Genomic DNA, 25,915 nt, shown 5'->3' on the forward strand with positions numbered 1-25,915 from the left:
CGCTGAAACCACTGGAGCCTTCGGAGCATCATGTCTACAACAAAAAACCCGTCCATCACCCTTACCGACGTGCGCCTTCAGTGGCCCGACGGTACCACTGCCCTTGCCGGGATCTCCGGAACATTCGGATCGGGCCGTACAGGCCTTGTGGGGTCCAACGGTGCCGGAAAATCAACCTTGCTGCGCCTCATTGCCGGGAGCCTTGCCCCTACGGGTGGCAGTATCACCACGAACGGTGATGTCGGATACCTTCCGCAGACTCTCACCCTCGTGACTGACTCGACGGTGGCGGACCTGCTGGGTATCGGCCCTCAAGTGAAAGCACTGCGGGCCATCGAAGCCGGTGACGTTTCGGTGGAGAACTTCGATGCGGTGGGCGATGACTGGGATATCGAAGCCCGGGCTGACAAATCCCTGCGCCATATCGGCTTTTCGGGGGAGGACTTGGAGCGCAAAGTAGGTGAAATTTCGGGAGGCGAAGCGATGCTTGTTGCCATCACGGGGCTCCGGCTTCAGGGGACGGCAATCACGCTCTTGGACGAGCCAACGAACAACCTGGACCGGGACGCTAGAACCAAACTGTCCGCTCTCCTGTCCACGTGGCCGGGAACGCTGGTGGTGGTCAGCCACGACCTGACACTGTTGGAGATCATGGACAACACAGCGGAACTGCATGGTGGTGAACTCGAAGTGTTCGGGGGTCCGTACAGTGCTTGGCGGTCGTATGTTGATGAGCAGCAGGCCGCTGCGGTTCAGGCTGCCCAAGCTGCCAAGCAGGCCGTCAAGACTGAGAAGCGCCAGCGCCAGGAAGCTGAGATGAAGCTGGCGCAGCGTGCCCGCACCGGTCAAACCAGCTATGACAACAAGAAGGGCTCCAAGATCCTTGAGAATCAGCGGGCCTCCGATGCGCAGGTGTCAGCGGGCAAGCTTCGATCAGGATCGGATGACAAGGTGGACGCTGCCCAGGCTGCGCTGGATGTGGCCTCTTCCAAAATCAGGGAAGACGAACGGATCAGCGTGAACCTTCCGGATCCGGATGTTCCCCGCAGCCGGCGGATCGCCGAGCTGCGGGGAACCAATCGTGCTTTTGTGGTGGAGGGACCGGAACGGGTGGCCATCATCGGCGTCAACGGGGTGGGAAAAAGCACCTTGCTCGAACGTTTGGTCAGCGGGGAACCGTGGACAGAGGATGATGACGACGTCGAATCCGGCACCGCAGGTGGTTGGCTCCTGACCGAGCGGTCCGGGTATTTGCGGCAGCGACTCGACGGCCTGGACGAGGCCGCGACAACTTTGGAAAATGTCCAGGCGGCCGCACCAAGTGTCCCTGTCGGGGAAATCCGCAACCAGTTGGCCCGGTTCCTGCTACGGGGTGATAGCGTCTACCGTCCCGTTGGGACTCTCTCCGGCGGTGAACGGTTCAGGGTCTCCTTGGCCAAGCTTCTCTTTGCCGATCCGCCGCCACAGGTCCTGATTCTCGATGAGCCAACAAACAACCTCGACATACAGAGTGTGGACCAACTCGTGGAAGCGTTGAATGCCTACCGCGGTGCCGTCATCCTGGTCAGCCACGACGACGGGTTCCTGGCCCGCCTCGATCTGGACCTGGTGCTGAGCCTGGACCATGACGGGGCACTCACCGAGCTGCCCTCCCTGCCCGTTGGGTCATGGTCGGGTAGCTGACGCGTTTCCTGCCGCCCTGCGTTGGGCGAGGTAGATCAGTGCAGCGCACGGGACGGCCAGGGCGTAAAACCAGGTGGCCGAGGTGAATACTGCTCCGTAGGCCTCGGCTCCTGCCATCCCTTGGGCTGTTCCGCCGGAGCCCGCGAACACCACCGTCAACAGTGCCAAGCCGGTGGACCCGCCGAGCTGATGTGCCGTGTTGACCAGTCCGGAGGCGGCGCCGTTATCCGCAGGCGCCACGCCTGACATGCCAAACTCGGTCAGCAGGATGATTGCTGTTCCTTGGCCGATTCCGAGCACGATCAGCGGAAGCAGGACGTCCGGGAAATACGCGGTGCCCGGGCCTATGGAGCTGAGCCACAGCATGCCCAGGCCGGCGATGACCAACGAGGCCACCAGCAGCGCCGGCTTGCCCAGCAAGGCGCTGAGGGGTTTGATCGCGTAGACCATGAGGAAGAACAGGAGCGTGAGCGGAATGTAGGCGATTCCGGCCGCGAACGCGCTGAAGCCCAGCACATTCTGGAGGTACTGGCTGAGGAAATAGAAGGTGGAGAACATGGCCCCCACGATCAGAATCCGGATGATATAGGCACCCGACCGGGTCATGTCCTTGAAGAGACGCAGGGGAGTGATGGGCCGCTCGGCATGACGCTCGACGAGTACGAAAGCCAGAAGCATGAGCACGGCTGCCGCGAGTGAAACGATCGTCGTCAGGTTCCCCCACCCGGCCTCACCCGCGTTCACGAGGCCATAGACCAAGGCGGACATTCCTGCTGTAACTGTCAACGCGCCCGCGATATCCACACTGCCTTTGACCCTTCCGGTTTCCGGTAGGAAACGTGGGCTCAGCAGCAAGACGACAATTCCGATCGGAACATTGATCAGCAAGCCCCATCGCCACGACAGCAGGTCTGTGAAGACGCCGCCGACGATGATGCCCACGCTGCCCCCGGCCCCGATCACGGCACTGTAGATGCTGATCGCTTGGGACCGTTCCCCGGGCTGGGGGAAGGTCTGCACCAAGAGCGCCAGGGTTGCCGGGATGGCGAAAGCCGATGCGGCGCCTTGGAGTACGCGGGCACCGATCATGACCTCGGCGTTGAAGGCGACCCCGGCCAGCAGGGATGCGAACGTAAACACTCCTACGCCAACCATGAAGACCCGGCGCCTGCCCAGAAGGTCTCCGATACGGGCGCCCAGCAACAGCAGCCCTCCGAACGCCAGCGCATAGCTGTTCTGGACCCACGAGAGCGTTGTGCTGTTGAAGCCAAGTTCGCGTTCAAGGTGCGGCAGTGCCGTGGTGACGATGGACGTGTCCAACACCATCATCAGCTGGCAGCCCAAGATGACCGCCAAGGTTACGGTTCTGGACAATCGCGTGGCAGGGGTTGTTTCCATGTGCGTTGCTGACATGTCGGACCCTTTCTAAGTAACTAACTGGTTGGTTTTTAACCATGCTCTTGAAATGCATCGCTGTCAACTAACCAGTTACTTGCTATGGTGAGGGCATGGCGAGAGATGCAGAAGCAACCAGGCAGCGGATCCTGAAGGCGGCAGAGGAGGAGTTTGCCAGCCATGGCATAGCCGGGGCGCGGGTGGACCGTATTGCTGACGAGGCACTGGCCAACAAGGCGATGCTGTACCGGTATTTCGGCAGCAAGGAACAGTTGTTTGACGAGGTCTTCTCCCGACGGGTGGTCGCAGTAGTGGAGGAGACCGAATTCGACGCACTGGACTTGCCGGCGTACGCGGCCCGTGCTTTTGACCTTTACCAGAAGGATCCCAATGTCCTGAGGCTCACCAACTGGTACATCCTTGAACGCGGCCAGGCGGCGGACCTTGAAACCCTGGTGACCTCACACCAGGAAAAGCTTTCCCGGATCGAAAGCGCCCAGAAAGCCGGCCACCTTCGCTCTGATCTCACACCCATCGAACTGCTGGCAAGCGTGCGTGCCCTGGCCATGACTTGGCATACGCTCACTCCCGAGATGGCCCGGTCCAAGCTTCCGAGCCTCAAACGGCGTCGCGAAACCATCATGGAAAACGTACAGAGGCTCGTCGGCTAGTCCGCCCGTCCAGTGTTGCCTGCTGTCTAGATGAGGCGTGCCTGTCGTACAACTCCCCAAAGGCAGCCGGGCCTACGGCTGCCTGACCTCAGGCTCAAGAATCTTGAGCAAAAACTGATGGAACCTTTCTTCGGCAACGACGCAGTAAGGCTTTATTTCTGTTGTGATTCCCGCAACAATGGTGCTTGCACGCCAGGCTGGGGTTTGGTGCCGCTGGCTTTTGGGGAGTGTTTTGTGGGCAAGCATCATGATTCAGACCGGGCAATAAACTTGATCCGAGCATTAGGTTTCCATCGCGTCCTGATCGCGGGAAGCCTGGCCATCCTGGCCTTTTTCGCCTTCGGGTTCCAGCCTCTCAGTGCCGTTTCCACCAGTGGTGTGGGCGGTTCCTTGGCGCAGGGCGTGGTTGAACCGACGGCATTGGGCACCCTGGTGCCGCCGGAGGCCGAGACACTCGTCATCGATCCCATGCCCGAACCTCCGGAACAACTTCCCGGAACGCCCATGGTCTACTTTGACCGCGCCATGGTCCGAACCGTCAGCAAAGACGGTTCCACTGGCCTCACGGTAGCTTCCGCCGGGTTGTCCCGTCCGCCCACCGGTGCCCTGTACGCACCCCTAGAGGTCCTCAATCTGAGTTCCAACTATGGCTACCGCTACAGCCCCCTGACGGGCTTGGCAGGCGAGTTCCACTGGGGCCAGGATTACGCCGCCGCCTGCGGAACGCGCGTTTACGCGGCCGACGCCGGTGTGGTCCGGGCCGTCGGCTGGCACTTGTGGGGTGGCGGAAACCGCGTGGAGATCGAACACGGCAACGGCTTGGTCACCACCTACAACCATCTGCAGGCCATCGGCGTCACCAAAGGCCAATCAGTCCGGGTTGGCGAGGTCATCGCCCAGGTTGGCACGACCGGCTGGTCCACGGGCTGCCATCTCCACTTCGAGACAATCGTGAACGGCCTGCACACCAATCCCAACGGCTGGACCTACCTGCCCATGCGGCAGATTGATCCGCTGCAGAACATCTCCATGGTCAACTACCAGCCCGGCGTTGGAACGGGAACGTCCGCGGCTCCGGAATGGGCCGTTCCGGTGGCCGACGGCACCAACCGCGCCGTCATCGGTGGAGAGCACGAAGAGCACGAGCCACTGCCGGTGGTGGTTCCGCCTACCACCACGACTCCGGGTACCACCACGCCGGGCACCACGACTCCGGGTACCACCACGCCCCCGGTGCAGACGCCGGCGCCAACGCAGAGTCCGACGGCGACCGCCTCACCGTCCGTGACGGCGACGCCGACTCCGACCCCGACTGCAACGCCTACGCCGACCGTTACACAGACTGCGACGCCGACTGCTTCACCCACGGCCGCACCTACGCAGACAGCTACCCCAACTCCGACGCCTTCGCCGACCACCACGGCGCCGGCTCCGACCACGGCTCCGACCACGAAAACTGTTGCACCGCCAGTGACGTCGTCGGACGCTTCGGCGCCGACCGCCGTCGTGCCTCCTGCGGCACCGGCTCCGGCCGCTCCAGCGCCGGCAGCGCCCGCTCCTGTGGCACCAGCGCCGGCGGCACCTGCGGTGGTTGCCCCGGCCGCGCCCGCTCCGGCAGCGCCGGCCGCAGTAGTCCCGGCTCCTGTAGTGGTGGCTCCAGCACCTGCTGCGCCGGCCGTGACGCAGGCCGTGGCTCCGGCTCCGGCTCCCGTTGCGCCGGTGGCTCCTGTGCCTGCTCCGGCGCCCGTTGCTGTATTGCCGTCAACGCTCCCAGTGGTGGTTCTTCCGCCCGGATATGTCCTGGTAGCACCGGACAAGGTCCGGCTGCCCAACGGCACGGTGGTGCTGTTGTCCACTCTGGTCCTTCCTCCGACGCCCTAAAGGTCCCCACGCTGAGGGCACGCGAAACGCCGGCACGTCTGCGTTTCGCGCCCCCAAGCCAGCTCCCGTAAGCTCGATGGCGGCAAGCCCGCCAGCCGACGTCGTCAGGAAGCGAATCCCATGACCAGCCTGTACAGCATTCCCCTCACCTTCAACGATGGCTCAGAAGCGGACTTCGGCCGGTTCGAGGGGAAAGCGGTCCTGGTGGTCAACGTGGCGTCCGAGTGCGGCTTCACACGCCAGTACGCCGGGCTCGAAGCGCTGTACGGCAAATACCGCGAACAGGGCCTGGAGATCCTCGGCGTGCCCTGCAATCAGTTCGGGGGACAGGAACCCGGCGCGGATGAGGAGATCGCGGAATTCTGTGAGCGGAATTTCGGCGTAACGTTCCCGCTGACCAGCAAAGCGAACGTCCTGGGGAAGCAGCAGCACCCCCTGTTCGCGAAGCTGACCCAGGATGAGGACGGCCAGCCTGCCAAGGTGAAGTGGAACTTCGAGAAGTTCGTCATAAACCGGGGCGGAGATCTCGTGGCAAGGTTCCCATCCACAGTGGAGCCTGACTCCGAAGACCTTGTGAAGGCAGTGGAAAAGGCGCTGGCGTAAAGCCATCAATTTTGAAGGGAGGAAAGTAATTTTCCAACATTCCGCCGGATGTTAGCCAGTTGTTGGCTAGTTGTCTGGTTGGATTGGCCCTACTGGATTGATACGGGAGACGCCGTCTCCCACCAAACGCTAAGGCAAGCTATGGAGCTCATCGAGGCCGAGTACCCCAAACCAGGTCATGTGCTTTTGCACCTGAGCGATCTGCACCTGGTGGGTGGTCCGGGCACGCTCTATGGCTCTGTGGACAGTGCCACCAGGCTCCAGGAGATCTGCGACCAGATCATCGCCTCCCGGATCAGGCCGGAAGCCATCATTTTCACCGGAGACCTCGCGGACAAGGGTGAGCTGGAAGCCTACAAGCGGCTCCGCGACATGATCGAACCAGTCTGCGACGCGCTCGGGGCCAAAGCCATCTGGGCCATGGGCAACCACGACAACCGTGCCAACTTCCGTTCCGCCTTTGTGGATGCCTCCGAGGCCAGCAAGCCCCACGACCCGGTGGACCGCAGCTACTTCGTCAACGGGCTCCGCATCATCACGTTGGACACCACCGTCCCTGGCCACCACTACGGTGAACTGTCAGAGTCCCAGCTCGAATGGCTGGCTGCCGAACTGGCCACCCCTGCACCCGACGGCACCATCCTTGCCTTGCACCACCCTCCAGTCCCGTGCGTCCAGGACCTCGCCGTTTTGGTGGAGCTGCGCGGCCAAGCCGCACTGGCCGCCGTCGTCCGTAATACTGACGTCCGCACCATCCTGGGTGGACACTTGCATTACTCCACGACGGCGGGCTTCGCCGGCATCCCGGTATCGGTGGCCTCGGCCACGTGCTACACGCAGGACCTTGGTGTCCGCGCAGGCGCGCAGCGAGGCAGGGACGGCGCGCAGTCGTACAACATGATCCATGTGTACGAGCACACGATTGTGCATTCGGTGGTGCCAATGTCCGGCGGCGTCACCGTGGGCGAGCCCGTGGACGCTGACGAGGTTCAGCGTCGGCTGGCTGAAGCCGGCATCCGCATTCCCCACGAATCGCGGGTGGGTGCCCACACATCGCCTGGCACACACACCTCGTCGATGCCGCTTGTTGCTCCGGGTGTCTCTACTTCTCCCAAGGCGCCTTAACCGGGAAGTACTTCTCCAGGAAGTCCGTCACCAGGTCCGCGCGCTCGTTGGCTTCAACCTCCGGGAAGCTGCCGTCGTTCAGGCAGAAGAAGTCCATGTGGCGCTTCGCCAGGAGCTTGGGCAGGTAATGCAGGCCTGCCCACATGGTGGAGTCCACGTACCTGACCTTGGCGTTGGTCTGCGTGACGGCGCGGCCCGTGAGCAGTGCGTAGTAGTGGTAGAACGAGTTGGTGACCGAGATGTTGTCCGCAGCGCGGAAACGGCTCCCGGCGGTCTTGGCGAATTCCGCCGGAAATTCTTTCTCCATGCGGGCCACCACGCTGCGGCGCAGGGGAGCTGCGGTGTGTTCGAGGTGCCGGGTGGTGATCCGGCCAAAGCGCTCCCAGAGCAGCTTCCGGTTGACGCGTGCCGCGTTCTCGAAGCCGCTGCGTTCGGCGTCGTTCTCGCCCAACCCGATCCGGGTGTCAGCCTCGATGAACTTGGTGATGCCGCCGGGAGTGAAGAACATGTCCGGGCCCACGGGGCGGCCAAAGAACATGTCGTCGTTGGAGTACAGGAAGTGCTCGGAAAGCCCCTCGATGTGGTGGAGCTGGCATTCCACGGCCTGCGAGTTGTGCGTGGGCAGGACTGAGGTATCGGCGAAGAACTCCTCGCTGCGAACGATCGTGACCGACGGATGATCGGCCAGCCACTCCGGGGCGGGGGAGTCCGTGGCGATGAAGATCCGCCGGACCCAGGGCGCGAACATGTGCACCGAACGCAGCGCGTATTTCAGTTCGTTGATCTGGCGGAAGCGGGCCTCATGGTCGTCACCCTCGCCCAGAACTGCCCCGGCCTGCTGCGCGCGCCGCCTGGCGATGTACTCGGGGTCGCTGCCGTCCACCCACGAGAAAACCATGTCGATATCAAAGTCGATGTCGCTGGCGTGGTCCGCGAACATGTTCTCGATGGTGGGCCAGGTCAGGCCGTGCCGCTGGACGGTTCCACGGACAGCGTCTTGCCGCAGCATGGTGCGGCGTGTCAGCGAGTTCTCCACGGGCAACTCAAGATGGTCGCCTTCAAACCGCCACAGTTCCAGCTGCACACCCAACGCCGGGCCGTACCACAGGCCACCGCCCGTTTCGACACGCGGGCGGTACAGGCGGAAGATGCGGGCTTTCCGGTTGGCGGACAGCTCGCCGTCAGCCACCAGGACCGAGGTCTTCTTCTTGGCGTCCACTGTCATGGAGTAGAAGGGCTCGTTGCGGAACGCTGACACCAGCGCCTCACGGACCTCTTTGCGCGACTCCCAGTCGACAGCGACAACCGGCCTCTCGTCATTGCCGCGTACAAGGATAAAATCGACGCCGGCAGCGTCCAGTGCCGCCCTGACAGCCAGGAGATCGGACACCATGGCCTGTTGCGGGGTGAGGTCGGCGTTGATCAGGGCGTACCGCCCACGGTGACGGACGACGTCGGACCGGTGCTTAAGGTGCGCGACGACGGCAGGCGAAATCGCCTCAGCAATCGTGTCCTCTTCAATGGACGGGCTGCCGTGGTAGATCGGATCGACCTGTGCTTGTGTGATGGCTGTATCTCCGGGATCGTCGGTGCGTGAAACTGGACTCGCTGGTTGTTAGATGGAAAGGGCCTCGCGCCAGCTGCGGAGGAAAGCGCCGCCGGCTTCGTCGTGGATGACGTCGTCCGCCAGTTGGAGGTCCGAGGCCGTCAGGATGGTGTAGGGCTTCACCGGTACGCCGTCTGCGGGCCGGACATCCACGTGCTTTACGTCGTGATCGTTGTGGTGAAGCCAGTCTGCCATGGCATAGTCCGTGCGGGAATCACCCACAGTCCGCCACGAGAGCGGAGTAATGCCCTGGGCCGCGAGCAGTTCGACGGCGCGGCTCGCGCCGAGGTCTTTGCCGAGGCGGACGGATTCGATGTCCGTGGAGATGATGGTGGGGTCCAGGCGGTAGTCCGCCGTGTCATCGGATTCCGGCGCGTGGTGGTCCAGGATCGCCGCGTTAAGGCCGTGCCGTCCCATAATTTCCAGGGCGTCGGCGTCGAAGAGTTTCTGTTCGGCCAGGTAGTCCGCGCTGGCCACGTCCAGGTGCTGCTCCACGGAAACCATGGCGCGCTTGGTCTCGTCAAAGAACATGTGCGCCGAATAGTCCTCGGCAACCAATCGGCGGATATCGTCGCCGTAGGCCTTGGGTACCGCGAGTTCGTGGTCCACATGGATGGGACCGGGGCCTTCCGAAGTGTAACTGAACCACACAGCACCCTTCTCGCAGATGGCGTGGATGACGGTGTTGGCCGGCATTCCGGCGGCGATCATGGGCTCCATGACCTGCTCGCTGATGAACGCGTCAGAGCGGCCTGTGTTGAAAATGACGGGAATGCCCGCCGAGGCCAGCGCCACCATGTCCGCGATGATGTCCGGCTTGACGTCGCGCGTCACAGGGCTGGCAATGGGGCCGTCGACATCCAACAGCAACGCCAAGGCGGGCGTGGCGTGGGCAGCGGTCCGGTCAGTACCTTGGAGCGGTTGAGTCATGACCCTATTCTGTCAGTCCCCGCGGCCACCCTCACAGCTATGACGTCTGTGACGCCCCACGAAGGATTTAGACGGCACTCGTGGAAAGTACGCGCCAGTACCGGCGGACCTTGCTGGTCACTGCTTCCTACCGGAATTTGCCCTCGGGATCCGGAGCGCATCGAGTGTTGCCGCCGAGCGTGGTGCCGAGGCTGCTGGTTCCAAGCTGCGTGGAGAATTTGCCATCGCCAAAGCCAGTGGTGGTCTGGTCTCGGCTGGCCCCCGAAGGCTGGGTTTGAACAACGCCGCCGTGCATGCTGTCGAAGCTGAATTTAGTCCCTTCCATGCCCAGAGGCAGATGGCAGACGTCCCCCGGAGCCTCTGGAGTGACTTTTGTCCAGTCGCCGGGGGCGAGGGCTTGAATCTTGTTGAAGACGTCGAAGTACTCTGTGCGGGCTTGTTCTGGGTCCATGGTCTGCTCCGCGGTGCTGGTAGGTGGGTTGGTGCCAGGCGTTGTCCCACACCCTGCAAGGGTGAGAAGAATGATCGCCGCGGCGGGAAGGTCGCGCCTGGACCTAGACGGCATCAGCAGTCGATTCAACGTTTCTTGATTCCCTCTTTGGCCGCTGTAACCATTACCGTGCCCGTGGAGAGGCTATTTTGCTACCCCCGGGAACCAGATCAGGGCCTTGCTCAAGTCAGGCGATCTGCGGGCGTCCAGGTCCGGGGCCGTAGGAGCAGAAGCCGGAAGTCACCTTTTGGCTACAACCTGCCTGTGCCGCGGGTCACAAGTTCCGTTAGGGCGCCAACTTCCATAGGCTTGCAGGGTGATCTTCAAAGCTGTGGGCGAGGGACGCCCGTACCCTGACCATGGATACTCGGCGCCGCGGGACTGGGCTGCCTTGCCCCCGCGCCCTATCCGCCTCGATGAATTGGTAACCACCAAACGGACCTTGGATTTGGAGGCATTGTTGGCTGAGGACTCAACCTTCTTTGGCGACCTGTTCCCGCACGTTGTCCAGTACCAGGGCGTCATGTACCTCGAAGACGGGCTCCACCGGGCCGTCCGCACGGCGCTCCACCAAAGGACCGCGATTCACGCACGTGTATTGGTGATCGATGGCTAGGCGGACGGGTCCCACCAGTCCGGAGGCGTCCCCAGCAAAAAAACGTAAGCGTCCCAAGGATGTGACGCTGCTCCATGGCCACCACGTGGTCACCGGCCCGGAGCTCCGGGCCACCTTTGCCGAGGATGCCGCGGCCCAGAAGAGCCGTTTCCGGCGCCGGCTGCTTCACGGAATTGTCCTGGTCCTGCTGGTGGGTGTGATCGCTGCCGGGGCCGTAGGCGCCTGGGCGATCATGAATGGCGTGATCAAAGTCCCCACCGCGATCGCCAGTAAAGCCCCCGTCAGCCTGTGCCCCACCACCACGTTCGACTACGTTCCGAACGAAACAGTGAACCTCAACGTCTTCAACGCCACCTCCCGCGGCGGCCTGGCAGGTACCGTGGCTGAGCAATTTACTGCCCGGGGCTTCAAAGTGGCTTCGGTGGACAACAGCGAGACCGCCTACGCCGGAGTGGCCGTAGTAGTTTCCGGCGTCAAGGGCCAGGCGGCTGCGTTCAACGTCCAGCGCAACCTTGCCGGCACGGATTACTTCCAGGACAACCGTGAGGACGAGTCCGTGGATGTCATCCTCACCTCAGGCTACGAAGGCCTGGTGGAGCCCGAACTGGTGGATCAGACCCCTGGAAAGCTGTTGTGTCCGCGCGAAGACCTGCGTATCGCTGACAACTCCAAGTGGCCGATCATTCCGACGCTTCCGGCGGGGCAATAACGGCCGCAGCAAGACCAGCGCCGCGCGCCTGTACTAGCCCGCCAGGGCGTCGTGGATGGGGGCGTTGTGGACGGGTGCTTCCAGCCGGATCGGCCGGCCGTCGTCGTCGAAGCGTGCTCCTGCCCCGAGCTGGATGAAGTGCACCGTCTGCGCTGTGTGCGCTTCAACGGCCGTGTTTGCTTCAGTAGCCGTCCGGACTTCGACGTCGGTGGCCGGGGCCGCTGGGGGAGTCTCGCCGTCGGGCGTTCGGTTGCGTCGTGCGGCGCTGGCAGACAGCGTTCCGTGAATGAGTCGCGCCAGCTGGGCAACATCGACGTCAGGGAGGTAGCCCTGGTGGACACCGTCTTGAAGGATGTCCTGCAGAAGGATGTTGAGGTCGCCCACGTGGTCCGCGAGTTTCGCGAAGGAGCCGGGGGAGAGGACAGCGGCCATGGCCGGCCCCGGGGGCAGATGGCGGCGGCTGAGGTCCTCCACTTGCGCACGGACGTAGAGGGCCAGCCTGTCCACGGGGTTTTCCAGCGCGGCCAGTGACTCCCGGAGATCAACAATGAAGCGCTCGGTCTCGTCCAAGGCGTACGCGATCAGCAGTTGTTCCATGTCCGCGTAATAGTTGTAGACGGCGGTACGGCCCACCCCCGCATGCCGGGCGACGTCGGTCATGGTCAGGCCGGGGAGGCCGTGGGTGAAGAGGAGCTCACCGAAGGCAGTGAGAATCCTCCGTTGGGTCTCGGCGCGTTGGGCAGCATTCGTGGCGGCCGTGATCCTGGGCATATAGACACTTTACAGTGATCTGTCACTAAGAGCTGCGGTTAGGTCAGGTGTCGCTGTTTCCTTCAGGAGCTCGGGCCGTGGTTTTGCGGATGACCAAGTGCGGGGTCCGGACCACGCTGCCCGGCGACTTTGCCCCTTCAATCCGGTCCACGGCGCGGCCGACGGCGGCTGCCGCAAGGAGCGGAGCGTCCTGGCTGACAGAGGATAACTGGACGTAACTCAGCTTGGCGAAGTTGCTGTCGTCATAGCCCAGCACCGATACATCTGAGGGGATGCTGATTCCCGCAGCCCTGAAGCTTTCCATGATTCCGAGGGCCGACCTGTCGTTGAAGGCGATGACTGCCGTTGGCAGATCAGCCTGAAGGATCGGCCCCGCGCTCATGCCGTCCTCTTCCCCGGGGCCGCCGGAAACAACCACAGGTTGCAGGCCGTGCCGGACCATTTCAGTGCGGTACGCCTCCCGGCGTTTGTCCGAGGAGACAGCCTCGCCGCCATCCACGTGGACGATCCGGCGATGACCCAGACCCACCAGATGGTCAACGGCCAGTACGATGCCGGCGTGATCGTCGCTGCTGACCGAATCCACGTACTCGCCCACATCCTCGCGCAGGAGGCTCACTACCGGCACCTGTCGGGCGTGCCGTGCCAGATCATCCACGCTGAGGGTGGGGGCGATGATGATCAACGCCTCGGCGCCAACATCCAACAAGGTCTCGATGGCGCGCGCCTCGGGTCTGCCGCCGGCCACGGCGCTCAGCGTTATCTCATATCCCCTGGCGGACGCCTCGGCGTAGGCGGCGTCGACGATTTCAGCGTGAAACGGCTGTGAGCTGGAAAAGGTGAGGCCCAGGAGTTTCGTCCTGCTGCTCCGCAGCAGCCTGGCGCGGGAGTCTGCCCGATAACCGAGATCGCTGGCCGCCTGCAGGACTCTTTGCCGGGTGGATTCCGCTGCACCGGGGGCGCCCCGCATCACGATGGAAACCAAGGCCCGCGAGACGCCAGCCGCCTCGGCTACGTCCATCAGGGTGGGGCGGCGCTGCAGTTCTGACATATTTCCTCCAATTGCAATCAGTGTATAGAACGATCTAGACGGGACGTGAACCGCATGTCAGTATGGTCTGACTAGAACGATCTAGAAGACATGCGTCAGGAGCTCCCATGGTTTACCTTCAGCACCAGGTCAGTGAAGACCGACCGGTTCGTATTGCTCTGATCGGAGCGGGATGGATTGGCAGTTTCCACGCCGAATCCGTTGCCCAGCGGATCCCCAATGCCCGGCTGGAGGCCATCGTGGATCCGGCCCTCCCCGCCGTCCAGACGCTGGCTGGCCGACTGGGTGTCCGCAAGATCAGTACTGACCCGGAGGATGTACTGAACGATCCCGAGGTGGATGCTGTCCTGATCTCCGCGCCGGCCCGCTTTCATTCCGGGCTGATCTCGGCGGCCGCACGTGCAGGAAAGCATGCCTTCTGCGAAAAGCCGGGCGGCCGTACCGTGGAAGAACTTGACGCGGCACTGGAAGCAGCAGAGGCCGCGGGTGTGGTGGTCCAGTTCGGTTTCAACCGCCGCTTCGCTGCAGATTTCGCTGCCGCCCGCCAACTTATCGATGATGGCGTTGTGGGAACCCCGCAGTTGTTGCGGTCCCTGACACGGGACCCGGGCAGCAGGGACGGGATCGCCAATCCGGAGAGGATTCCGCCGGGCACCATTTTTCTTGAGACCCTCATCCACGACTTTGACACCTTGAACTGGCTGAACCCCGGCGCGGTCCCAGTGCGAGTCCATGCCGTGGCTGACGCACTGGTTGCTCCTGAGGCAAAAGAGGGCGGCCTGTTGGATACCGCTGTGGTCACCGTGACCTACAGCAATGGGGCCATTGCCGTGGCCGAGGCCAACTTCAATGCGCTGTACGGCTATGACGTGCGGGGAGAGGTATTTGGATCTGCGGGTATGGTGACGGCGGGTGGCCCGCAGGCCAGCTCGGCCACGAGCTACACTCCTGCCGGCATCAATGCCGCCACCGTCCGCCTGAACGTGGATCTCTTTCACGATGCCTACACGGCTGAACTCGCCCACTTTGTGGATGCGGTGAAGGCTGGCCGCGATGGTACCCAGGCTCCCGTGGCCCAAGGTGCCGGCGGAGCGGACGCGCGGAATGCTTTGGCTGTTGCCCTGGCTGCCACCCGTTCGGCCCACACGGGGCTGCCTGTTGATGTGGCATCGATTGCCGCACTGCGCCCGGCGGAGCCCGCGTTGCTCACTGTGGGGGATAAAGCATGAGCTTCCGCTTGGCCGTATGCGCTGAAATGCTCTATGGCGAACTGCCCTTGACGGAGCGGGTGAAGAGGATCCACGGGCAAGGGTTCGAAGTGGAGCTGTGGGACACCCGGGGCCGGGATATCGCGGCCCTGGCAGCAACAGGAGCCCGGTTCTCGTCGATGAGCGGCTATTTCGGCGGCAGCCTTACTGATCCCGGTAGTGCCGAGGAGGTGCTGGCTTCCGCGGAGAAGTTGATTCCCGTGGCGCTTGAGCTTGGTGTCGAGCGGATGGTGGTCCACCCTGCGGAGCTCGGGGAGGGCGGCCATGCTGTCCGACCGGTTCACCGGTCTACCGGCGAGATGTGGCTGACCGGGCGAAGCACCCTCGAGCGCCTGGGCGCGCTGGGCGAGAAGCACGGAGTAACCTTCGCGCTGGAGAACCTGAACACCATCCTGGACCATCCCGGGATCCCTTTGGCGCGGGCCAAAGACACCCTGGCGTTGGTCTCCGCGGTTAACCACCCCAACGTCAGGATGATGTTGGACCTGTATCACGCCCAAATCGGTGAGGGAAACCTGATCCAACTTGTCCGGGCCGCGTTGCCCTGGGTCGGAGAAATACAGGTGGCCGACGTCCCGGGCCGCCGCGAACCCGGCACCGGGGAAGTCAACTATCGCGGAGTCGCAGATGCTCTTCAGAAGGCCGGATACGCGGGGGTAGTAGGCCTCGAGGCGAAGGCCGCCGGGGGAGACGACCTGGAATCAGGGGATGCCGCGCTGGCGGCGTTCCGTGCGGCCTTTGAAAGCTAGCTAAGAGCGGCCCGCCCGCGGGTCAGGGATGGCACCCTACGCTCCCGCGTTGGTCGGTACCTGCGCGGGAGCGCTGCATCCACGGGTCAAAACTCGCGTAGCATCAAGGAAAACCGGTCAATCGCATCGCCGGTCAACACTGTAGCTAGGGGGCGTATTGCGCGCAACGGTCAAGGACGTGGCGCGCCGTGCAGGGGTATCGCCCAAGACAGTCTCGAACGTGATGAACGGCGTCGTGCCGGTCAGTGGACCCACCCGGCTCAGGGTTGAGCAGGCTATGGCGGAGCTCGACTACGTCCCAAATCTTTCGGCGCGCGGACTGCGGAATGGCCGCTCAGGGGTTATTGCCCTCGCTTTGCCGGACCTGGCAACACCGTACTCGGCGGAGGTTGCCCACCATATTGTGGAGGTGGCCCATGAGCAGGGCTGGATTGTCCAGATCGAGGAAACGGGCTCGGACCCTGACCGCGAGCAGGAGCTGATGACGCGGGCACGCTCCAACCTGATCGACGGATTGATCCTCAACCCCGTGGTGTTGGATGAGAGTGCGGTCAAGGTTGGAGTTGCTCTGCCTCCAGTGGTTCTTCTGGGCGAGGTGACGCAGCAGCTGGCCGATCGGGTCTTTGTCAACAGCCTGACGGCGGCCCGGGACATGACGCTGGCACTGGCCAAGCCCGGGCGGAGGCGCATTGCGGTCCTTGGAACCACCCAGGGACGAGGATCTGCGGCAGCTATCCAGCGTACTCAGGGGTATGAGGCCGCTTTGGACATCCTCGGTATCCCCAAAGATGAGTCACTGCTGATTCCTTGCGAAAAGTGGACGCCCGAAACGGCCGCCAAAGCCCTGGACGCCTACCTGGATCAGCACCCTGTTCCAGAAGCTCTCTTCTGCTTCACCGACTCCATGGCGATTGGTGCCCTGAGCGTTCTCTGGAAGAGAGGCTTGCGGATACCCGAAGATATCGCCGTTGCGGGTTTCGATGACATTGCCGATGGCCGCTACGCCGTCCCTTCGCTGACTACGGTTTCCTTTGATAAGCGAACCATTGCCAGCGAAGCCCTGCGTCTGCTGACGGAGCGCATGGGGGACAGGGCCCATGGGCAGCGGGTTGTCAGTGTGGATTACAGCATCGTGGAGCGGGGCAGCAGCAAGGCCTGAAACGAGAGCCGTGCACTAAATTGTGTGCGCTAACAATTTTCTCTTGCCCCGCTCATTACATCGATGTAATGTGAGACCTGCGTCACCCCGGGCCACCATATACCCGAGTGTGGAGACGCGCCGGAGCCGGACTTCAAGCGGTGCAGCAGCTATGCAGCGCAGCAGCAACAACGCAGTAACACCGCAGTGCAGCAGTGACCTTTCAGCGGACCCATCCAAAGGAGTGACGGGTGAAGCAGTTTGAATCTTTGACCGGGAAACAGTTGTCCCGGAGACAGTTATTGACAGGATCGGCCCTCCTTGGCGGGGGACTCCTGGCCACCAGCCTCACGGGTTGTGGAGGGGCGGCCCAAGCCGCCGCGGTCCAGGACATCGGGTTCTGGCACCTTCTTTCCGGCGGTGACGGGATCAAGATGCAGGCGATGATCAACGCGGCAAACCAGGCCAACCCCGGCTTCAAGGTGCACCCCACAGTCCTGGCCTGGGGTCCGCCTTACTACACCAAACTGGCCATGGCGTCGGCGGGAGGCCGCCCTCCTGAGGTAGCCATCATGCACGCCAGCAGGGTGCCCGGTTACGCGCCAGGGGGACTCATTGATCCTTGGGACCTGGACCTGCTCGCCGAGAATGGTGTGACGGCCTCGGATTTCGCCCCGAGGATCTGGGAGAAGAGCCAGCATGGCGGCAAGGTCTTCTCCATTGCCTTGGACTCGCACCCGTTCGTCATGTTCTACAACACGGACGTAGCAGCCAAAGCGGGCGTCCTGGGCGGCAACGGGCTGCTCCAGGAAGTGAGCTCGCCGGACGGGTTCAAGGCAATGGCCTTGGAAATGCAGAAAGTGACCAAGGCCCATGGACTGTCCTTCGGCTATCTGGGCAGCGGATCGCAGATGTGGCGCTTGTTCTACACGCTTTACAAGCAGCACGGCGTGGACATGGAACTGACGCCAGGGCAGCCTATGAAAGTGGACCGGGACGCGGCCATTGAGTCGCTGGAATTCATGGCCTCCCTGTTCGACGACACCATCGCAGCCCAGGCCGGTGACATCAGCACCGGTATCGCCGAGTTCGCCCGTGGCGGTTCCGGGATGCTGTTCAGCGGTGTTTGGGAACTGCCCACCATGAAGAAGGCCGGCATTCCCGTTGACGCGGCCACCATTCCCACGCTGTATGGGACGCCGGCCTCTTACGCTGACTCGCACTCGTTCGTACTCCCACGGCAACTCAACGTCAACGAGGACAAGCGCCGGGACGTCTACAAGTTTGTCACCGACGTCCTGAAGGGATCACTGTCCTGGGCAGAAGCCGGACACATCCCCGGCTACCAGCCCGTGGTCCAATCCCAGGCGTACCGCGAACTGACCCCGCAGATCCACTACGCCAACGCTGCGGACATCATCGCCTACGATCCCGAGGCCTGGTTCAGTGGCTCCGGCTCGGACTGGCAGACCTACTTTGCGGAGAACGTGCAGAACGTCCTCTTGGGCAGGGACAAGGCCTCCGCCGGATGGGATGCCTTTGAACAGCGCACCAACACCCTCCTCTCCCGTCCCAACCCGGTCTAACCGGCCCACGTACCGAGCGACCAAAGGAGTTCTTGAATGAGTACCTCTACGCTGTCCCGGCCGAGGCCGGAGAGTCTGCGCAAACCCGGGAGCCGCACCCGCAGCAACCTGAGCGGCTGGGGATTTGCCGCCCCGTTCCTGGTGTTCTTCCTCGTTTTCCTCGTCTGGCCCATCCTCTACGGCTTTTACATGAGCCTCACGGGCAAGTCCCTCACCGGGGCCAACGACAGCCTGATCGGTTTCGCCAACTACGCCGAGGCCTTGGCCGACGCAGACATGTGGCGGTCCTTGGGCAACACCCTCTACTTCACGGTGATCAGCACCGTGCCCCTGGTCCTCGTAGCCCTGGTCATGGCAGCCCTGCTCAACGTGGGACTCCCGGCCCAATGGCTGTGGCGGCTCTCCTACTTTGCGCCCTACCTGCTGGCTTCCACTGTGGTTTCGCTGTTCTTCACCTGGATGTACAACCCGCAGCTTGGCCTGATCAACGAGTTCCTCACCGGCATCGGCCTCCCTCGGGTTGCCTGGCTGAACGACCCCAACGTGGCCATGTGGGCAATTGTCATCGCCACCCTCTGGTGGACCGTGGGCTTCAACTTCCTGCTCTACCTGGCCGCCATGCAAAACATCCCGGCCCAGCACTACGAGGCAGCATCCTTGGACGGCGCCGGAGCCTGGCGCCAGTTCTTCTCCATCACGCTGCCGCAGCTCACCCCCACCACCGTGATGATTGTGCTCCTCCAGATCCTGGCGTCACTGAAGATCTTCGACCAGGTCTACCAAATGACCGCAGGCGGCCCGGCAGGGTCCACCCGCCCCGTGGTGCAGTACATCTTTGAAACCGGGTTCACCGGCTACCGGCTGGGCTACTCTGCAGCCATCTCCTACATCTTCTTCGGACTGATCGTGGTTGTTTCCGTCATGCAGTTCGTCATCACCCGCCGCAGGAGTGCATAAGCAATGGCAACCCCTACCCTGACACGTCCCGCACCCAGCACCACCACAAACAGCCCGGAGATCCGCCAACCCCGCAAGAAGCTGACGGTGGGCAGGATCGCGGCCGTCGTGGTCGCCGCTATTATTGCCGTTCTGTGGCTGATCCCGTTCGCATGGGCCACGGCGACCGCTTTCAAGACCGAGACGGATGCCGCCGCTCCGGACGTCACCTGGCTGCCGCCGTCGGGATTCACTCCTGAAGCGTTCGTCAAGGTGTTCCAAGACGGCAACATCCCGCTCTGGACCTGGAATTCGCTCTACACCTCGGCTGCCATCACGGCCATCACCCTGGTCATCTCGGCACTGGTGGCCTACGCGCTCTCGAGGATCGACTTCAAGGGCAAAAAGGTGCTGATGACCGTGATCATCGCGTCCATCATCATTCCGCCACCCGTGCTGATCATCCCGTTGTTCTACCAGATGCTGGCGCTGAACCTGATCGATACCTCGTGGGCCATCATCCTGCCGCAGGTCATCCACCCCGCCATGGTGTTCGTGCTGAAGAAGTTCTTCGACCAGATCCCGCGCGAGCTCGAGGAAGCGGCTGTGATGGATGGCGCCAGCCGCTTGCGGATCTTTACACAAATCATCCTGCCGTTGTCCCGGCCCATCCTGGCCGCCGTCGCGATCTTCGTGTTCATCGGCGCGTGGAACAACTTCCTGTGGCCGTTCATCGCCACCAACGACGGCAACCTGCTGACCCTCCCCGTGGGCCTGCAGACCATCAAGAGCGCCTACGGCATCCAGTACGCGCAGAACATGGCGTCCGCGCTGCTGGCCGCGCTGCCGCTGATTGTGGTCTTCCTCTTCTTCCAGCGCCAAATCATCAAAGGCGTTGCGACGACGGGACTCGCCGGAACCTGACCGGCACCCACCGCTTACTACCAGACCTGAAACACAACCAAGGAGATACATGTCCCGCGCACGCATCACCCTCGATCGCGACTTCACCATTGGCGAGGTACCCCGACGACTCTTCGGCTCCTTCGTGGAGCACATGGGCCGCTGTGTCTACACCGGCATCTACGAGCCCGGACACCCCGAGGCGGACGAGAACGGCTTCCGCCAGGACGTCATGAAACTCGTCAAGGAACTGGGCGCCACCGTCATCCGGTACCCCGGCGGCAACTTCGTTTCGGGCTACAACTGGGAAGACGGCATCGGCCCCCGCGAAAACAGGCCGCGCAGGCTTGACGGTGCCTGGCACACCGTAGAGACCAACGCGTTTGGCCTGCACGAGTTTGTGGACTGGTCCAAGCAGGCCGGCACGGAAATCATGGAAGCCATCAACCTGGGCACCAGGGGAGTGGACGCAGCCCGCGAGATTGTGGAGTACGCCAACCACCCCGGCGGCACGTACCTGTCCGACCTCCGCGCCAAGAACGGCCACAAGGACCCGTTCAACATCAAGCTCTGGTGCCTCGGCAACGAGTTGGACGGGCCTTGGCAGATTGGCCACAAGACCGCCGACGAGTATGGCCGGCTGGCACAGGAAGCCGCCAAAGCCATGCGGTTCGTGGATCCCTCGCTTGAGTTGGTGGCCTGCGGCAGTTCCAGTTCCAGCATGCCCACCTTCGGCGCGTGGGAGCAGACGGTCCTGACCCACACCTATGACGAAGTGGATTACGTTTCCCTCCACGCCTACTACCAGGAACATGAAGGTGACGTGGGCAGCTTCCTGGCCTCCGCCGTCGATACTGACTACTTCATTGAGTCAGTGGTGGCCACCGCGGACGCTGTGCGTGCCAAGGGCAAGCACAAGAAGCACATCAATCTGTCCTTCGATGAGTGGAACGTTTGGTACCAGCGCGGACTGGACACCGAGGACCAGCCGCACAACGTGGCCAAGGCAGGCTGGCGTGAGCACCCCCGGGTGATCGAGGACAAATACAACGTGACCGACGCAGTGGTGGTGGGCACGCTGCTCAACTCGCTCCTCCGCCACGGTGACCGCGTGAAAATCGCCAATCAGGCGCAGTTGGTCAACGTGATCGCGCCGATCCTTTCGGAAGAGAACGGGCCAGCGTGGAAGCAGACCATCTTCCACCCGTTCGCGCGGATGGCCGAGCTCGCCAAGGGGCAGATCCTGCGGCTGTCCGTGGACTCGGACAAGTACTCGAACAACCGTTTCGGCGACACGGACCTGGTGGATGTCAGCGCTACGTGGAACGAGGAAACGGGGCGCGTGGCACTGTTCTTCGCCAACCGCGGCTTGGAAGAAGCGGCCGACGTCGAGGTCGCCCTGCGCGGTTTTGACGCCCGCCAGGTGCTCCGCGCCGAGGTTCTGGAGATCCCGGAGGGTGGCGACCGCTTCACCATCAACAGCCAGGAGCAGCCGGGCCGTGTTGGCCTGACGGCACTGGAGGGCGTGAAGGCGACTGGTTCCGAGCTCCGCCTGACGCTGCCCGCACTGTCCTGGGCCGTCGTCGAGCTTGACGTGGTGAAAGGCTAGCCGCTGACCCAACTGAGTAACAGCAAACGTCGCAATGAGCACTCATAGCGACGTTTGCTGTTACCTACTTGGGTTAAGGTACGACGGCGGTTGGCTGGCTAGATCGCGCAGCCGTCGGGCCCGCAGGCCTCGGCGTCCGAGGCGCCCACCGGGATCAGGGGATTGGCTTCCTGCCAGGCCTGGTTCAGTGCCTCGCTGAAAAGTTCGGCGGGCTGGGCGCCGGAGATGCCGTACTTGCGGTCGATGACGAAGAACGGGACGCCGGTGACGCCTATGGCGCGGGCCTCATTGATGTCCTGGTTGACCTCTTCGGCAAACTTGTCGGAAGTGAAGAGCTCTGCCACTTCATCGGACGGCAGCCCGAGCGTCGCGCCGAGTTCCGTGAGGTACTCCTGGTTGCCGATGTCCTTGCCGTGCTCAAAGTGGTCGCTGAGCAACTGCTCCTTGGCTGCGTCCTGGCGGCCATGGGAGGCGGCAAGGTGGATCAGGCGGTGGGCGGTGAAGCTGTTGGCCACCACCACCTTGTCGAAGTGATAATCCAGGCCTTCGCCCTTGGCAGTCTCGGTGACGTGGGCGAACATCTGCTTTACCTGCTCAGGAGCCATACCCTTGCGCTTGCTCAGGTAGTCCAATTCGGTGCCGTCGTAGTGCTCGGGTACGGAGGGGTCCAGCTGGTAGCTCTTCCACTCGATGTCCACCGAATCGCGGTGCGGGAACTGTGCCAGCGCGGTCTCGAAACGGCGCTTGCCGATGTAGCACCACGGGCACGCGACGTCTGACCAGATCTCAATCTTCATGCTCTGGACAACCCGTCGGGCCGGCGGGGCATTCCTCACACGGCTGTTATTTTGCTCACCCGTTGCCGTCCGGTCCCAGGCCCCATACTCTTGGAATGGGTTATGAAGCCAGCCCTTGGACTGGGGGTTTTGCGCGGAGGCTCCAGCATGCGCATCGGACTCATCGTTGGCCCGTGGTTTACAGTGCCACCGGAAAAATATGGTGGAACAGAGCGTGTAGTGGATGCCCTGGCGCGGGCGTTGGCGGACGCGGGACACGATGTCCTGCTGGCAACCGCCTCGGACAGCACCTGCCCGGTGCCCCAAGTACCCGGCTTTGGCCCCTCAGCCCCGGAGGAACTGGGACAGACCGCCAGCGAACTTGGGCACGTCATCAGGGCCTATGCACAGATGCAGGACATGGACGTCATCCACGATCACACTCTTGCTGGACCCCTCTACGCGCATCGGCCAGCTGGCATCCCCGTAGTCACCACCATCCACGGGCCGTTGTCGCCCATCTACTCGCCCCTTTACCGTGCCATGGCACAAGATACCGCCATCATCGCGATCTCCCACGATCAATGCAGCAGGACCCGGGATGTACCGGTCACAGCCGTGATCCACCACGGAATCGATCTGTCAGCGGTGAGCATAGGGAGTGGAGCCGGAGGGTATGCCTGTTTTGTAGGCCGCATGTGCCCGGACAAAGGACTCCTCGAAGCCGTGGCCGTTGCCCGCGAAGCCGGCGTCCCACTGAAGATCGCGGCAAAGATGCATGCCAAGGACGAGCAAGAGTATTTTCGTGACGTGGTGCGGCCGGCCCTGGGAAATCAGGAGGAGTTCCTGGGAGAACTGTCGGACCCGGAAAAATTCGAGCTGATGGGTGATGCTCTCGCCCTGATCAACCCCATCCAGTGGCATGAACCTTTTGGGTTGGTGATGATCGAAGCACTCGCCACGGGTACCCCTGTCCTGGCCACCCCAATGGGTGCTGCCCCGGAGATTGTTCGGCACGGGATCACTGGCTTTGTGGGTTCCCCCAGTGAGTTGGCGGCCTGCGTTGAACGGGTTCCGTTCCTCAGCCGGGATGCCTGCCGACGATCAGTGGAGGAGTCCTTCAGTTCAGCGCGAATGGCTGCGGACCACCTGGACCTTTACGCCAAAGTCATCGAACAATTTTCGGCTGGACCTCTTTCCGGAGGGAGTCTATTGCAAGAAAATCAGAGGCAAGCCCTGTAGGGACTGCCCTCACGGAAGACTCCCGAGGAGGCCTGTTGGCCATGACTGCTTGGAACGAAGACACTGAAGCCGGAGCGTCAGAGCTCGGCGCCGTCACCGTCGTCGAAGGTTCGTCCTTCTGTATTTCCTCGCACTCGGGTGACATCCATGGAGGCGGATCCCAGGGTGCCTACTACCAGGACACCAGAATCGTGTCTCGCTGGATCCTGCGGGTCAACGGGGCGCTGAGGGAACCGCTGGTGGCGCGGAATCCCACTGCTTTCCAGGCAGAGTACGTGGGTCGGGCGTGCTCGGCCGACGGCAGGTTCGACAGCCCCTTGGTAGTCCACCATCAACGGCATGTGGGTGCCGGCCTGCGGGATGACATCACTATCAGGAACTACTCGGGACAGGACGCCCCCTGCGGAATTGAACTGCTGCTCGACGCCGACCTGGCGGACCTCTTTGACGTCAAGGGCGGCCGGACCAACAAAGCCGGAGCACCCACCAAGAAGGCTCACAAGAAGGAACTTCACATCGATTCCCTCCACTCCAGCGGCCAACGCCGGGGAGTGGCTTTCCGGGCCTCCGGCGCCAAGGTCTCCGATGATGGATTGACGTTCCAGATCACCATCCCGGCCCGCAGCCAATGGAGCACCAGCATCATCGCGCTCCCCCTGGTCAATGGGGAGGGCCCCCACGACCCCTTTACCGAGACCACACCTTTGCACCACACCCCCAGCGTCCGGCGCCACGCTGCCTGGGAAGAGCACGTACCCCGGATCGCTGTGACTGATGCCAACGTGGAGGAAGTCCTGGAGCGTAGCCAACGCGATCTGGGCTCGCTGCGGATCTTCGACCCCGCCCATCCAGGACGCGCCGCCGTGGCCGCCGGAGCACCGTGGTTTATGGCGTTGTTCGGACGCGACTCGCTCCTGGCCTCTTATATGTCGCTCATGGTGGATCCCAACCTTGCAGCGGGAACCTTGCAGACCCTGGCAGGGCTCCAAGGCAGCACAGTGGATGTGGACTCCGAGGAGGAACCCGGACGCATCCCTCACGAGGTCAGGCTCGGTGTCACTGCCGGACTCTCGCTGGGCGGAACTGCCTACTACGGAACGGCCGACGCGACACCCTTGTTTGTCTCCACGCTCGGTGAGCTCAGCAGGTGGGGCCTTGGGGCGGACATCATCGAATCCCTCCTCCCGCACGCCGACCGTGCCATCGAATGGATGGAGCAGTACGGGGACCGCGACGGCGACGGCTTCATCGAATACCAGCGGCCCAACGAGCACGGGCTGGTGAACCAGGGCTGGAAGGACTCCTGGGACGGCATCAACTTTGCGGACGGCCGCATGGCGGAGACGCCCATCGCGCTCTGCGAAGTGCAGGCCTACGCCTACGCGGCCTATGTGGGGCGGTCGCTGTTGGCGCGGGCGGCGGGCGATACCGCCGTCGAACGCCGGTGCGCGGACCGCGCCGAAGCGCTGAAAGCCGCCTTCAACGAGGCCTTCTGGCTACCGGACCGCGGCTACTTTGCGCTGGCGCTGGACAAAGACAAGAAGCCCGTGGACTCCTGTACCTCAAACATGGGGCACTGCCTGTGGGTGGGCATTGTGGACGAGGACAAGGCGCCGCTGGTGGCCGAGCGGCTGATGTCGCCGGAGATGTTCACGGGGTGGGGCATCCGGACGTTGGGTTCGGACATGGGCGCGTACAACCCCGTCAGCTACCACAACGGCTCCGTCTGGCCGCACGACACCGCGCTGGTCGCCACCGGCCTCATGCGGTACGGCTTCGTGAAGGAAGCCAGCCGGATTGCGAGCGGATTGTTCGACGCCGCCGAGCACTTTGGTGGTCGACTTCCGGAGTTGTTCTGCGGCTTTGACCGCAGCGACTTTGCGGAGCCGGTTCCGTATCCGACGGCGTGTTCCCCGCAAGCGTGGGCGGCTGCGGCGCCCGTCCAACTGGCCCGGATCCTGCTGCGCTTCGATCCGGACTTCACCCGGGACGTGTTGCACCTGGCGCCGATACTGCCCGACGCTTATGGGTCGTTCCGCGCGGACAACGTGCTGCTGGGGCGCTCGCGGATCACGGTGCAAGCCTCTGGTTCGTCCGGGACCGTGACCGGGCTGCCGGCCGGGCTCGAACTGCGTTCCGATCCCCGGCCGCCTCTGGCAGGGGACTTGTTCGGCTAG

23 protein-coding genes are annotated in these 25,915 nt (G+C 63.0%); 16 read left to right on the top strand and 7 right to left on the bottom strand.

Features of this window, described 5'->3' with window-relative positions:
* Positions 1 to 30: 30 nt before the first annotated feature.
* Positions 31 to 1,683, top strand: coding sequence for an ABC-F family ATP-binding cassette domain-containing protein (locus AYX22_RS03845; protein ID WP_207596190.1), 1,653 nt, complete (start codon positions 31 to 33; stop codon positions 1,681 to 1,683).
* Here AYX22_RS03845 and AYX22_RS03850 read toward each other — a convergent pair.
* A complete protein-coding gene (locus AYX22_RS03850; protein ID WP_242703514.1) occupies positions 1,666 to 3,096 on the bottom strand; it encodes an MFS transporter in 1,431 nt (476 codons plus the stop codon). The two genes, AYX22_RS03845 and AYX22_RS03850, sit on opposite strands and share 18 nt — an antisense overlap.
* A 95-nt stretch (positions 3,097 to 3,191) precedes the next feature.
* Between AYX22_RS03850 and AYX22_RS03855 the strand changes: the two genes are divergently transcribed.
* The 4 genes from AYX22_RS03855 (at position 3,192) to AYX22_RS03870 (ending at position 7,358) form a co-directional block, all read left to right on the top strand.
* Complete coding sequence (locus tag AYX22_RS03855; RefSeq protein WP_207596191.1) at positions 3,192 to 3,749, top strand: TetR family transcriptional regulator; 558 nt, start codon at positions 3,192 to 3,194, stop codon at positions 3,747 to 3,749.
* Positions 3,750 to 4,019: 270 nt separating this feature from the next.
* On the top strand, positions 4,020 to 5,630 hold the full coding sequence (locus AYX22_RS03860; protein WP_242703515.1) for a M23 family metallopeptidase: 1,611 nt from the start codon (positions 4,020 to 4,022) through the stop codon (positions 5,628 to 5,630).
* Between the two features lie 120 nt (positions 5,631 to 5,750).
* Entirely contained in the window at positions 5,751 to 6,233 is a 483-nt protein-coding gene (locus tag AYX22_RS03865; RefSeq protein WP_207596193.1) for a glutathione peroxidase, read from the top strand.
* A gap of 141 nt (positions 6,234 to 6,374) precedes the next feature.
* The gene (locus tag AYX22_RS03870) at positions 6,375 to 7,358 is read left to right on the top strand and encodes a phosphodiesterase (RefSeq protein ID WP_207596194.1); all 984 of its coding nucleotides are present in this window, start codon (positions 6,375 to 6,377) and stop codon (positions 7,356 to 7,358) included.
* Here the strand turns inward: AYX22_RS03870 and AYX22_RS03875 are convergent.
* The 3 genes from AYX22_RS03875 to AYX22_RS03885 form a co-directional block, all read right to left on the bottom strand.
* A complete protein-coding gene (locus tag AYX22_RS03875) occupies positions 7,336 to 8,880 on the bottom strand; it encodes a stealth family protein (protein WP_242703609.1) in 1,545 nt (514 codons plus the stop codon). The two genes, AYX22_RS03870 and AYX22_RS03875, sit on opposite strands and share 23 nt — an antisense overlap.
* A 93-nt stretch (positions 8,881 to 8,973) precedes the next feature.
* On the bottom strand, positions 8,974 to 9,894 hold the full coding sequence (locus AYX22_RS03880; protein ID WP_207596195.1) for a hypothetical protein: 921 nt from the start codon (positions 9,892 to 9,894) through the stop codon (positions 8,974 to 8,976).
* A gap of 127 nt (positions 9,895 to 10,021) precedes the next feature.
* Positions 10,022 to 10,345, bottom strand: coding sequence for a hypothetical protein (locus tag AYX22_RS03885; RefSeq protein ID WP_207596196.1), 324 nt, complete (start codon positions 10,343 to 10,345; stop codon positions 10,022 to 10,024).
* A gap of 355 nt (positions 10,346 to 10,700) precedes the next feature.
* Here AYX22_RS03885 and AYX22_RS03890 point away from each other — a divergent pair, with 355 nt between their 5' ends.
* Both AYX22_RS03890 and AYX22_RS03895 read left to right on the top strand, forming a co-directional pair.
* On the top strand, positions 10,701 to 11,000 hold the full coding sequence (locus tag AYX22_RS03890) for a type II toxin-antitoxin system VapB family antitoxin (RefSeq protein ID WP_011773432.1): 300 nt from the start codon (positions 10,701 to 10,703) through the stop codon (positions 10,998 to 11,000).
* A 61-nt stretch (positions 11,001 to 11,061) separates the two neighbouring features.
* Positions 11,062 to 11,709: a LytR C-terminal domain-containing protein gene (locus tag AYX22_RS03895; RefSeq protein WP_026541840.1), complete on the top strand. Its 648-nt coding sequence runs from the start codon at positions 11,062 to 11,064 to the stop codon at positions 11,707 to 11,709.
* A 33-nt stretch (positions 11,710 to 11,742) separates the two neighbouring features.
* Here the strand turns inward: AYX22_RS03895 and AYX22_RS03900 are convergent, their stop codons facing one another.
* Together AYX22_RS03900 and AYX22_RS03905 are read right to left on the bottom strand one after the other, a co-directional pair.
* Positions 11,743 to 12,480, bottom strand: coding sequence for a TetR/AcrR family transcriptional regulator (locus AYX22_RS03900; protein ID WP_207596197.1), 738 nt, complete (start codon positions 12,478 to 12,480; stop codon positions 11,743 to 11,745).
* A gap of 43 nt (positions 12,481 to 12,523) precedes the next feature.
* Positions 12,524 to 13,531 (bottom strand): LacI family DNA-binding transcriptional regulator, encoded by a 1,008-nt coding sequence (locus tag AYX22_RS03905; protein ID WP_207596198.1) that lies wholly within the window; start codon positions 13,529 to 13,531, stop codon positions 12,524 to 12,526.
* A 107-nt stretch (positions 13,532 to 13,638) separates the two neighbouring features.
* Between AYX22_RS03905 and AYX22_RS03910 the strand changes: the two genes are divergently transcribed.
* The 7 genes from AYX22_RS03910 (at position 13,639) to AYX22_RS03940 (ending at position 21,720) form a co-directional block, all read left to right on the top strand.
* Positions 13,639 to 14,760: a Gfo/Idh/MocA family oxidoreductase gene (locus AYX22_RS03910; protein ID WP_207596199.1), complete on the top strand. Its 1,122-nt coding sequence runs from the start codon at positions 13,639 to 13,641 to the stop codon at positions 14,758 to 14,760.
* Positions 14,757 to 15,548 carry a TIM barrel protein gene (locus tag AYX22_RS03915; RefSeq protein ID WP_207596200.1) on the top strand — a complete coding sequence of 264 codons (792 nt, stop codon included), beginning with the start codon at positions 14,757 to 14,759 and terminating at the stop codon, positions 15,546 to 15,548. The genes AYX22_RS03910 and AYX22_RS03915 overlap by 4 nt, the downstream gene beginning before the upstream one ends.
* A 157-nt stretch (positions 15,549 to 15,705) precedes the next feature.
* Positions 15,706 to 16,707, top strand: coding sequence for a LacI family DNA-binding transcriptional regulator (locus AYX22_RS03920; RefSeq protein ID WP_207596201.1), 1,002 nt, complete (start codon positions 15,706 to 15,708; stop codon positions 16,705 to 16,707).
* A gap of 230 nt (positions 16,708 to 16,937) precedes the next feature.
* Complete coding sequence (locus tag AYX22_RS03925; RefSeq protein ID WP_207596202.1) at positions 16,938 to 18,272, top strand: extracellular solute-binding protein; 1,335 nt, start codon at positions 16,938 to 16,940, stop codon at positions 18,270 to 18,272.
* A 36-nt stretch (positions 18,273 to 18,308) separates the two neighbouring features.
* Positions 18,309 to 19,229: a sugar ABC transporter permease gene (locus tag AYX22_RS03930; protein WP_089593642.1), complete on the top strand. Its 921-nt coding sequence runs from the start codon at positions 18,309 to 18,311 to the stop codon at positions 19,227 to 19,229.
* A 3-nt stretch (positions 19,230 to 19,232) separates the two neighbouring features.
* Positions 19,233 to 20,132: a carbohydrate ABC transporter permease gene (locus AYX22_RS03935; RefSeq protein ID WP_207596203.1), complete on the top strand. Its 900-nt coding sequence runs from the start codon at positions 19,233 to 19,235 to the stop codon at positions 20,130 to 20,132.
* Positions 20,133 to 20,181: 49 nt separating this feature from the next.
* Positions 20,182 to 21,720, top strand: a complete 1,539-nt coding sequence (locus AYX22_RS03940; protein WP_207596204.1) for an alpha-N-arabinofuranosidase — start codon at positions 20,182 to 20,184, stop codon at positions 21,718 to 21,720.
* 98 nt (positions 21,721 to 21,818) lie between these two features.
* Here the strand turns inward: AYX22_RS03940 and AYX22_RS03945 are convergent, their stop codons facing one another.
* The gene (locus AYX22_RS03945) at positions 21,819 to 22,517 is read right to left on the bottom strand and encodes a DsbA family oxidoreductase (RefSeq protein WP_207596205.1); all 699 of its coding nucleotides are present in this window, start codon (positions 22,515 to 22,517) and stop codon (positions 21,819 to 21,821) included.
* Positions 22,518 to 22,664: 147 nt separating this feature from the next.
* Between AYX22_RS03945 and AYX22_RS03950 the strand changes: the two genes are divergently transcribed.
* Together AYX22_RS03950 and AYX22_RS03955 are read left to right on the top strand one after the other, a co-directional pair.
* Positions 22,665 to 23,738 carry a glycosyltransferase family 4 protein gene (locus AYX22_RS03950; protein WP_207596206.1) on the top strand — a complete coding sequence of 358 codons (1,074 nt, stop codon included), beginning with the start codon at positions 22,665 to 22,667 and terminating at the stop codon, positions 23,736 to 23,738.
* Between the two features lie 41 nt (positions 23,739 to 23,779).
* A complete protein-coding gene (locus AYX22_RS03955; protein WP_207596207.1) occupies positions 23,780 to 25,915 on the top strand; it encodes a glycogen debranching N-terminal domain-containing protein in 2,136 nt (711 codons plus the stop codon).

Origin of the sequence: Arthrobacter sp. D5-1 (assembly GCF_017357425.1) — a bacterium.
Lineage (GTDB): Bacteria > Actinomycetota > Actinomycetes > Actinomycetales > Micrococcaceae > Arthrobacter.

Excerpts from the sequence above, each read along its gene's own strand:
- AYX22_RS03945 (WP_207596205.1), bottom strand. The coding sequence starts at position 22,517 with ATGAAGATTGAGATCTGGTCAGACGTCGCGTGCCCGTGGTGCTACATC.
- AYX22_RS03955 (WP_207596207.1), top strand. The coding sequence starts at position 23,780 with ATGACTGCTTGGAACGAAGACACTGAAGCCGGAGCGTCAGAGCTCGGC.
- AYX22_RS03850 (WP_242703514.1), bottom strand. The coding sequence starts at position 3,096 with ATGTCAGCAACGCACATGGAAACAACCCCTGCCACGCGATTGTCCAGA.
- AYX22_RS03870 (WP_207596194.1), top strand. The coding sequence starts at position 6,375 with ATGGAGCTCATCGAGGCCGAGTACCCCAAACCAGGTCATGTGCTTTTG.
- AYX22_RS03845 (WP_207596190.1), top strand. The coding sequence starts at position 31 with ATGTCTACAACAAAAAACCCGTCCATCACCCTTACCGACGTGCGCCTT.
- AYX22_RS03885 (WP_207596196.1), bottom strand. The coding sequence starts at position 10,345 with ATGGACCCAGAACAAGCCCGCACAGAGTACTTCGACGTCTTCAACAAG.
- AYX22_RS03865 (WP_207596193.1), top strand. The coding sequence starts at position 5,751 with ATGACCAGCCTGTACAGCATTCCCCTCACCTTCAACGATGGCTCAGAA.
- AYX22_RS03940 (WP_207596204.1), top strand. The coding sequence starts at position 20,182 with ATGTCCCGCGCACGCATCACCCTCGATCGCGACTTCACCATTGGCGAG.
- AYX22_RS03910 (WP_207596199.1), top strand. The coding sequence starts at position 13,639 with ATGGTTTACCTTCAGCACCAGGTCAGTGAAGACCGACCGGTTCGTATT.
- AYX22_RS03855 (WP_207596191.1), top strand. The coding sequence starts at position 3,192 with ATGGCGAGAGATGCAGAAGCAACCAGGCAGCGGATCCTGAAGGCGGCA.
- AYX22_RS03900 (WP_207596197.1), bottom strand. The coding sequence starts at position 12,480 with ATGCCCAGGATCACGGCCGCCACGAATGCTGCCCAACGCGCCGAGACC.
- AYX22_RS03950 (WP_207596206.1), top strand. The coding sequence starts at position 22,665 with ATGCGCATCGGACTCATCGTTGGCCCGTGGTTTACAGTGCCACCGGAA.
- AYX22_RS03915 (WP_207596200.1), top strand. The coding sequence starts at position 14,757 with ATGAGCTTCCGCTTGGCCGTATGCGCTGAAATGCTCTATGGCGAACTG.
- AYX22_RS03935 (WP_207596203.1), top strand. The coding sequence starts at position 19,233 with ATGGCAACCCCTACCCTGACACGTCCCGCACCCAGCACCACCACAAAC.
- AYX22_RS03930 (WP_089593642.1), top strand. The coding sequence starts at position 18,309 with ATGAGTACCTCTACGCTGTCCCGGCCGAGGCCGGAGAGTCTGCGCAAA.
- AYX22_RS03905 (WP_207596198.1), bottom strand. The coding sequence starts at position 13,531 with ATGTCAGAACTGCAGCGCCGCCCCACCCTGATGGACGTAGCCGAGGCG.
- AYX22_RS03880 (WP_207596195.1), bottom strand. The coding sequence starts at position 9,894 with ATGACTCAACCGCTCCAAGGTACTGACCGGACCGCTGCCCACGCCACG.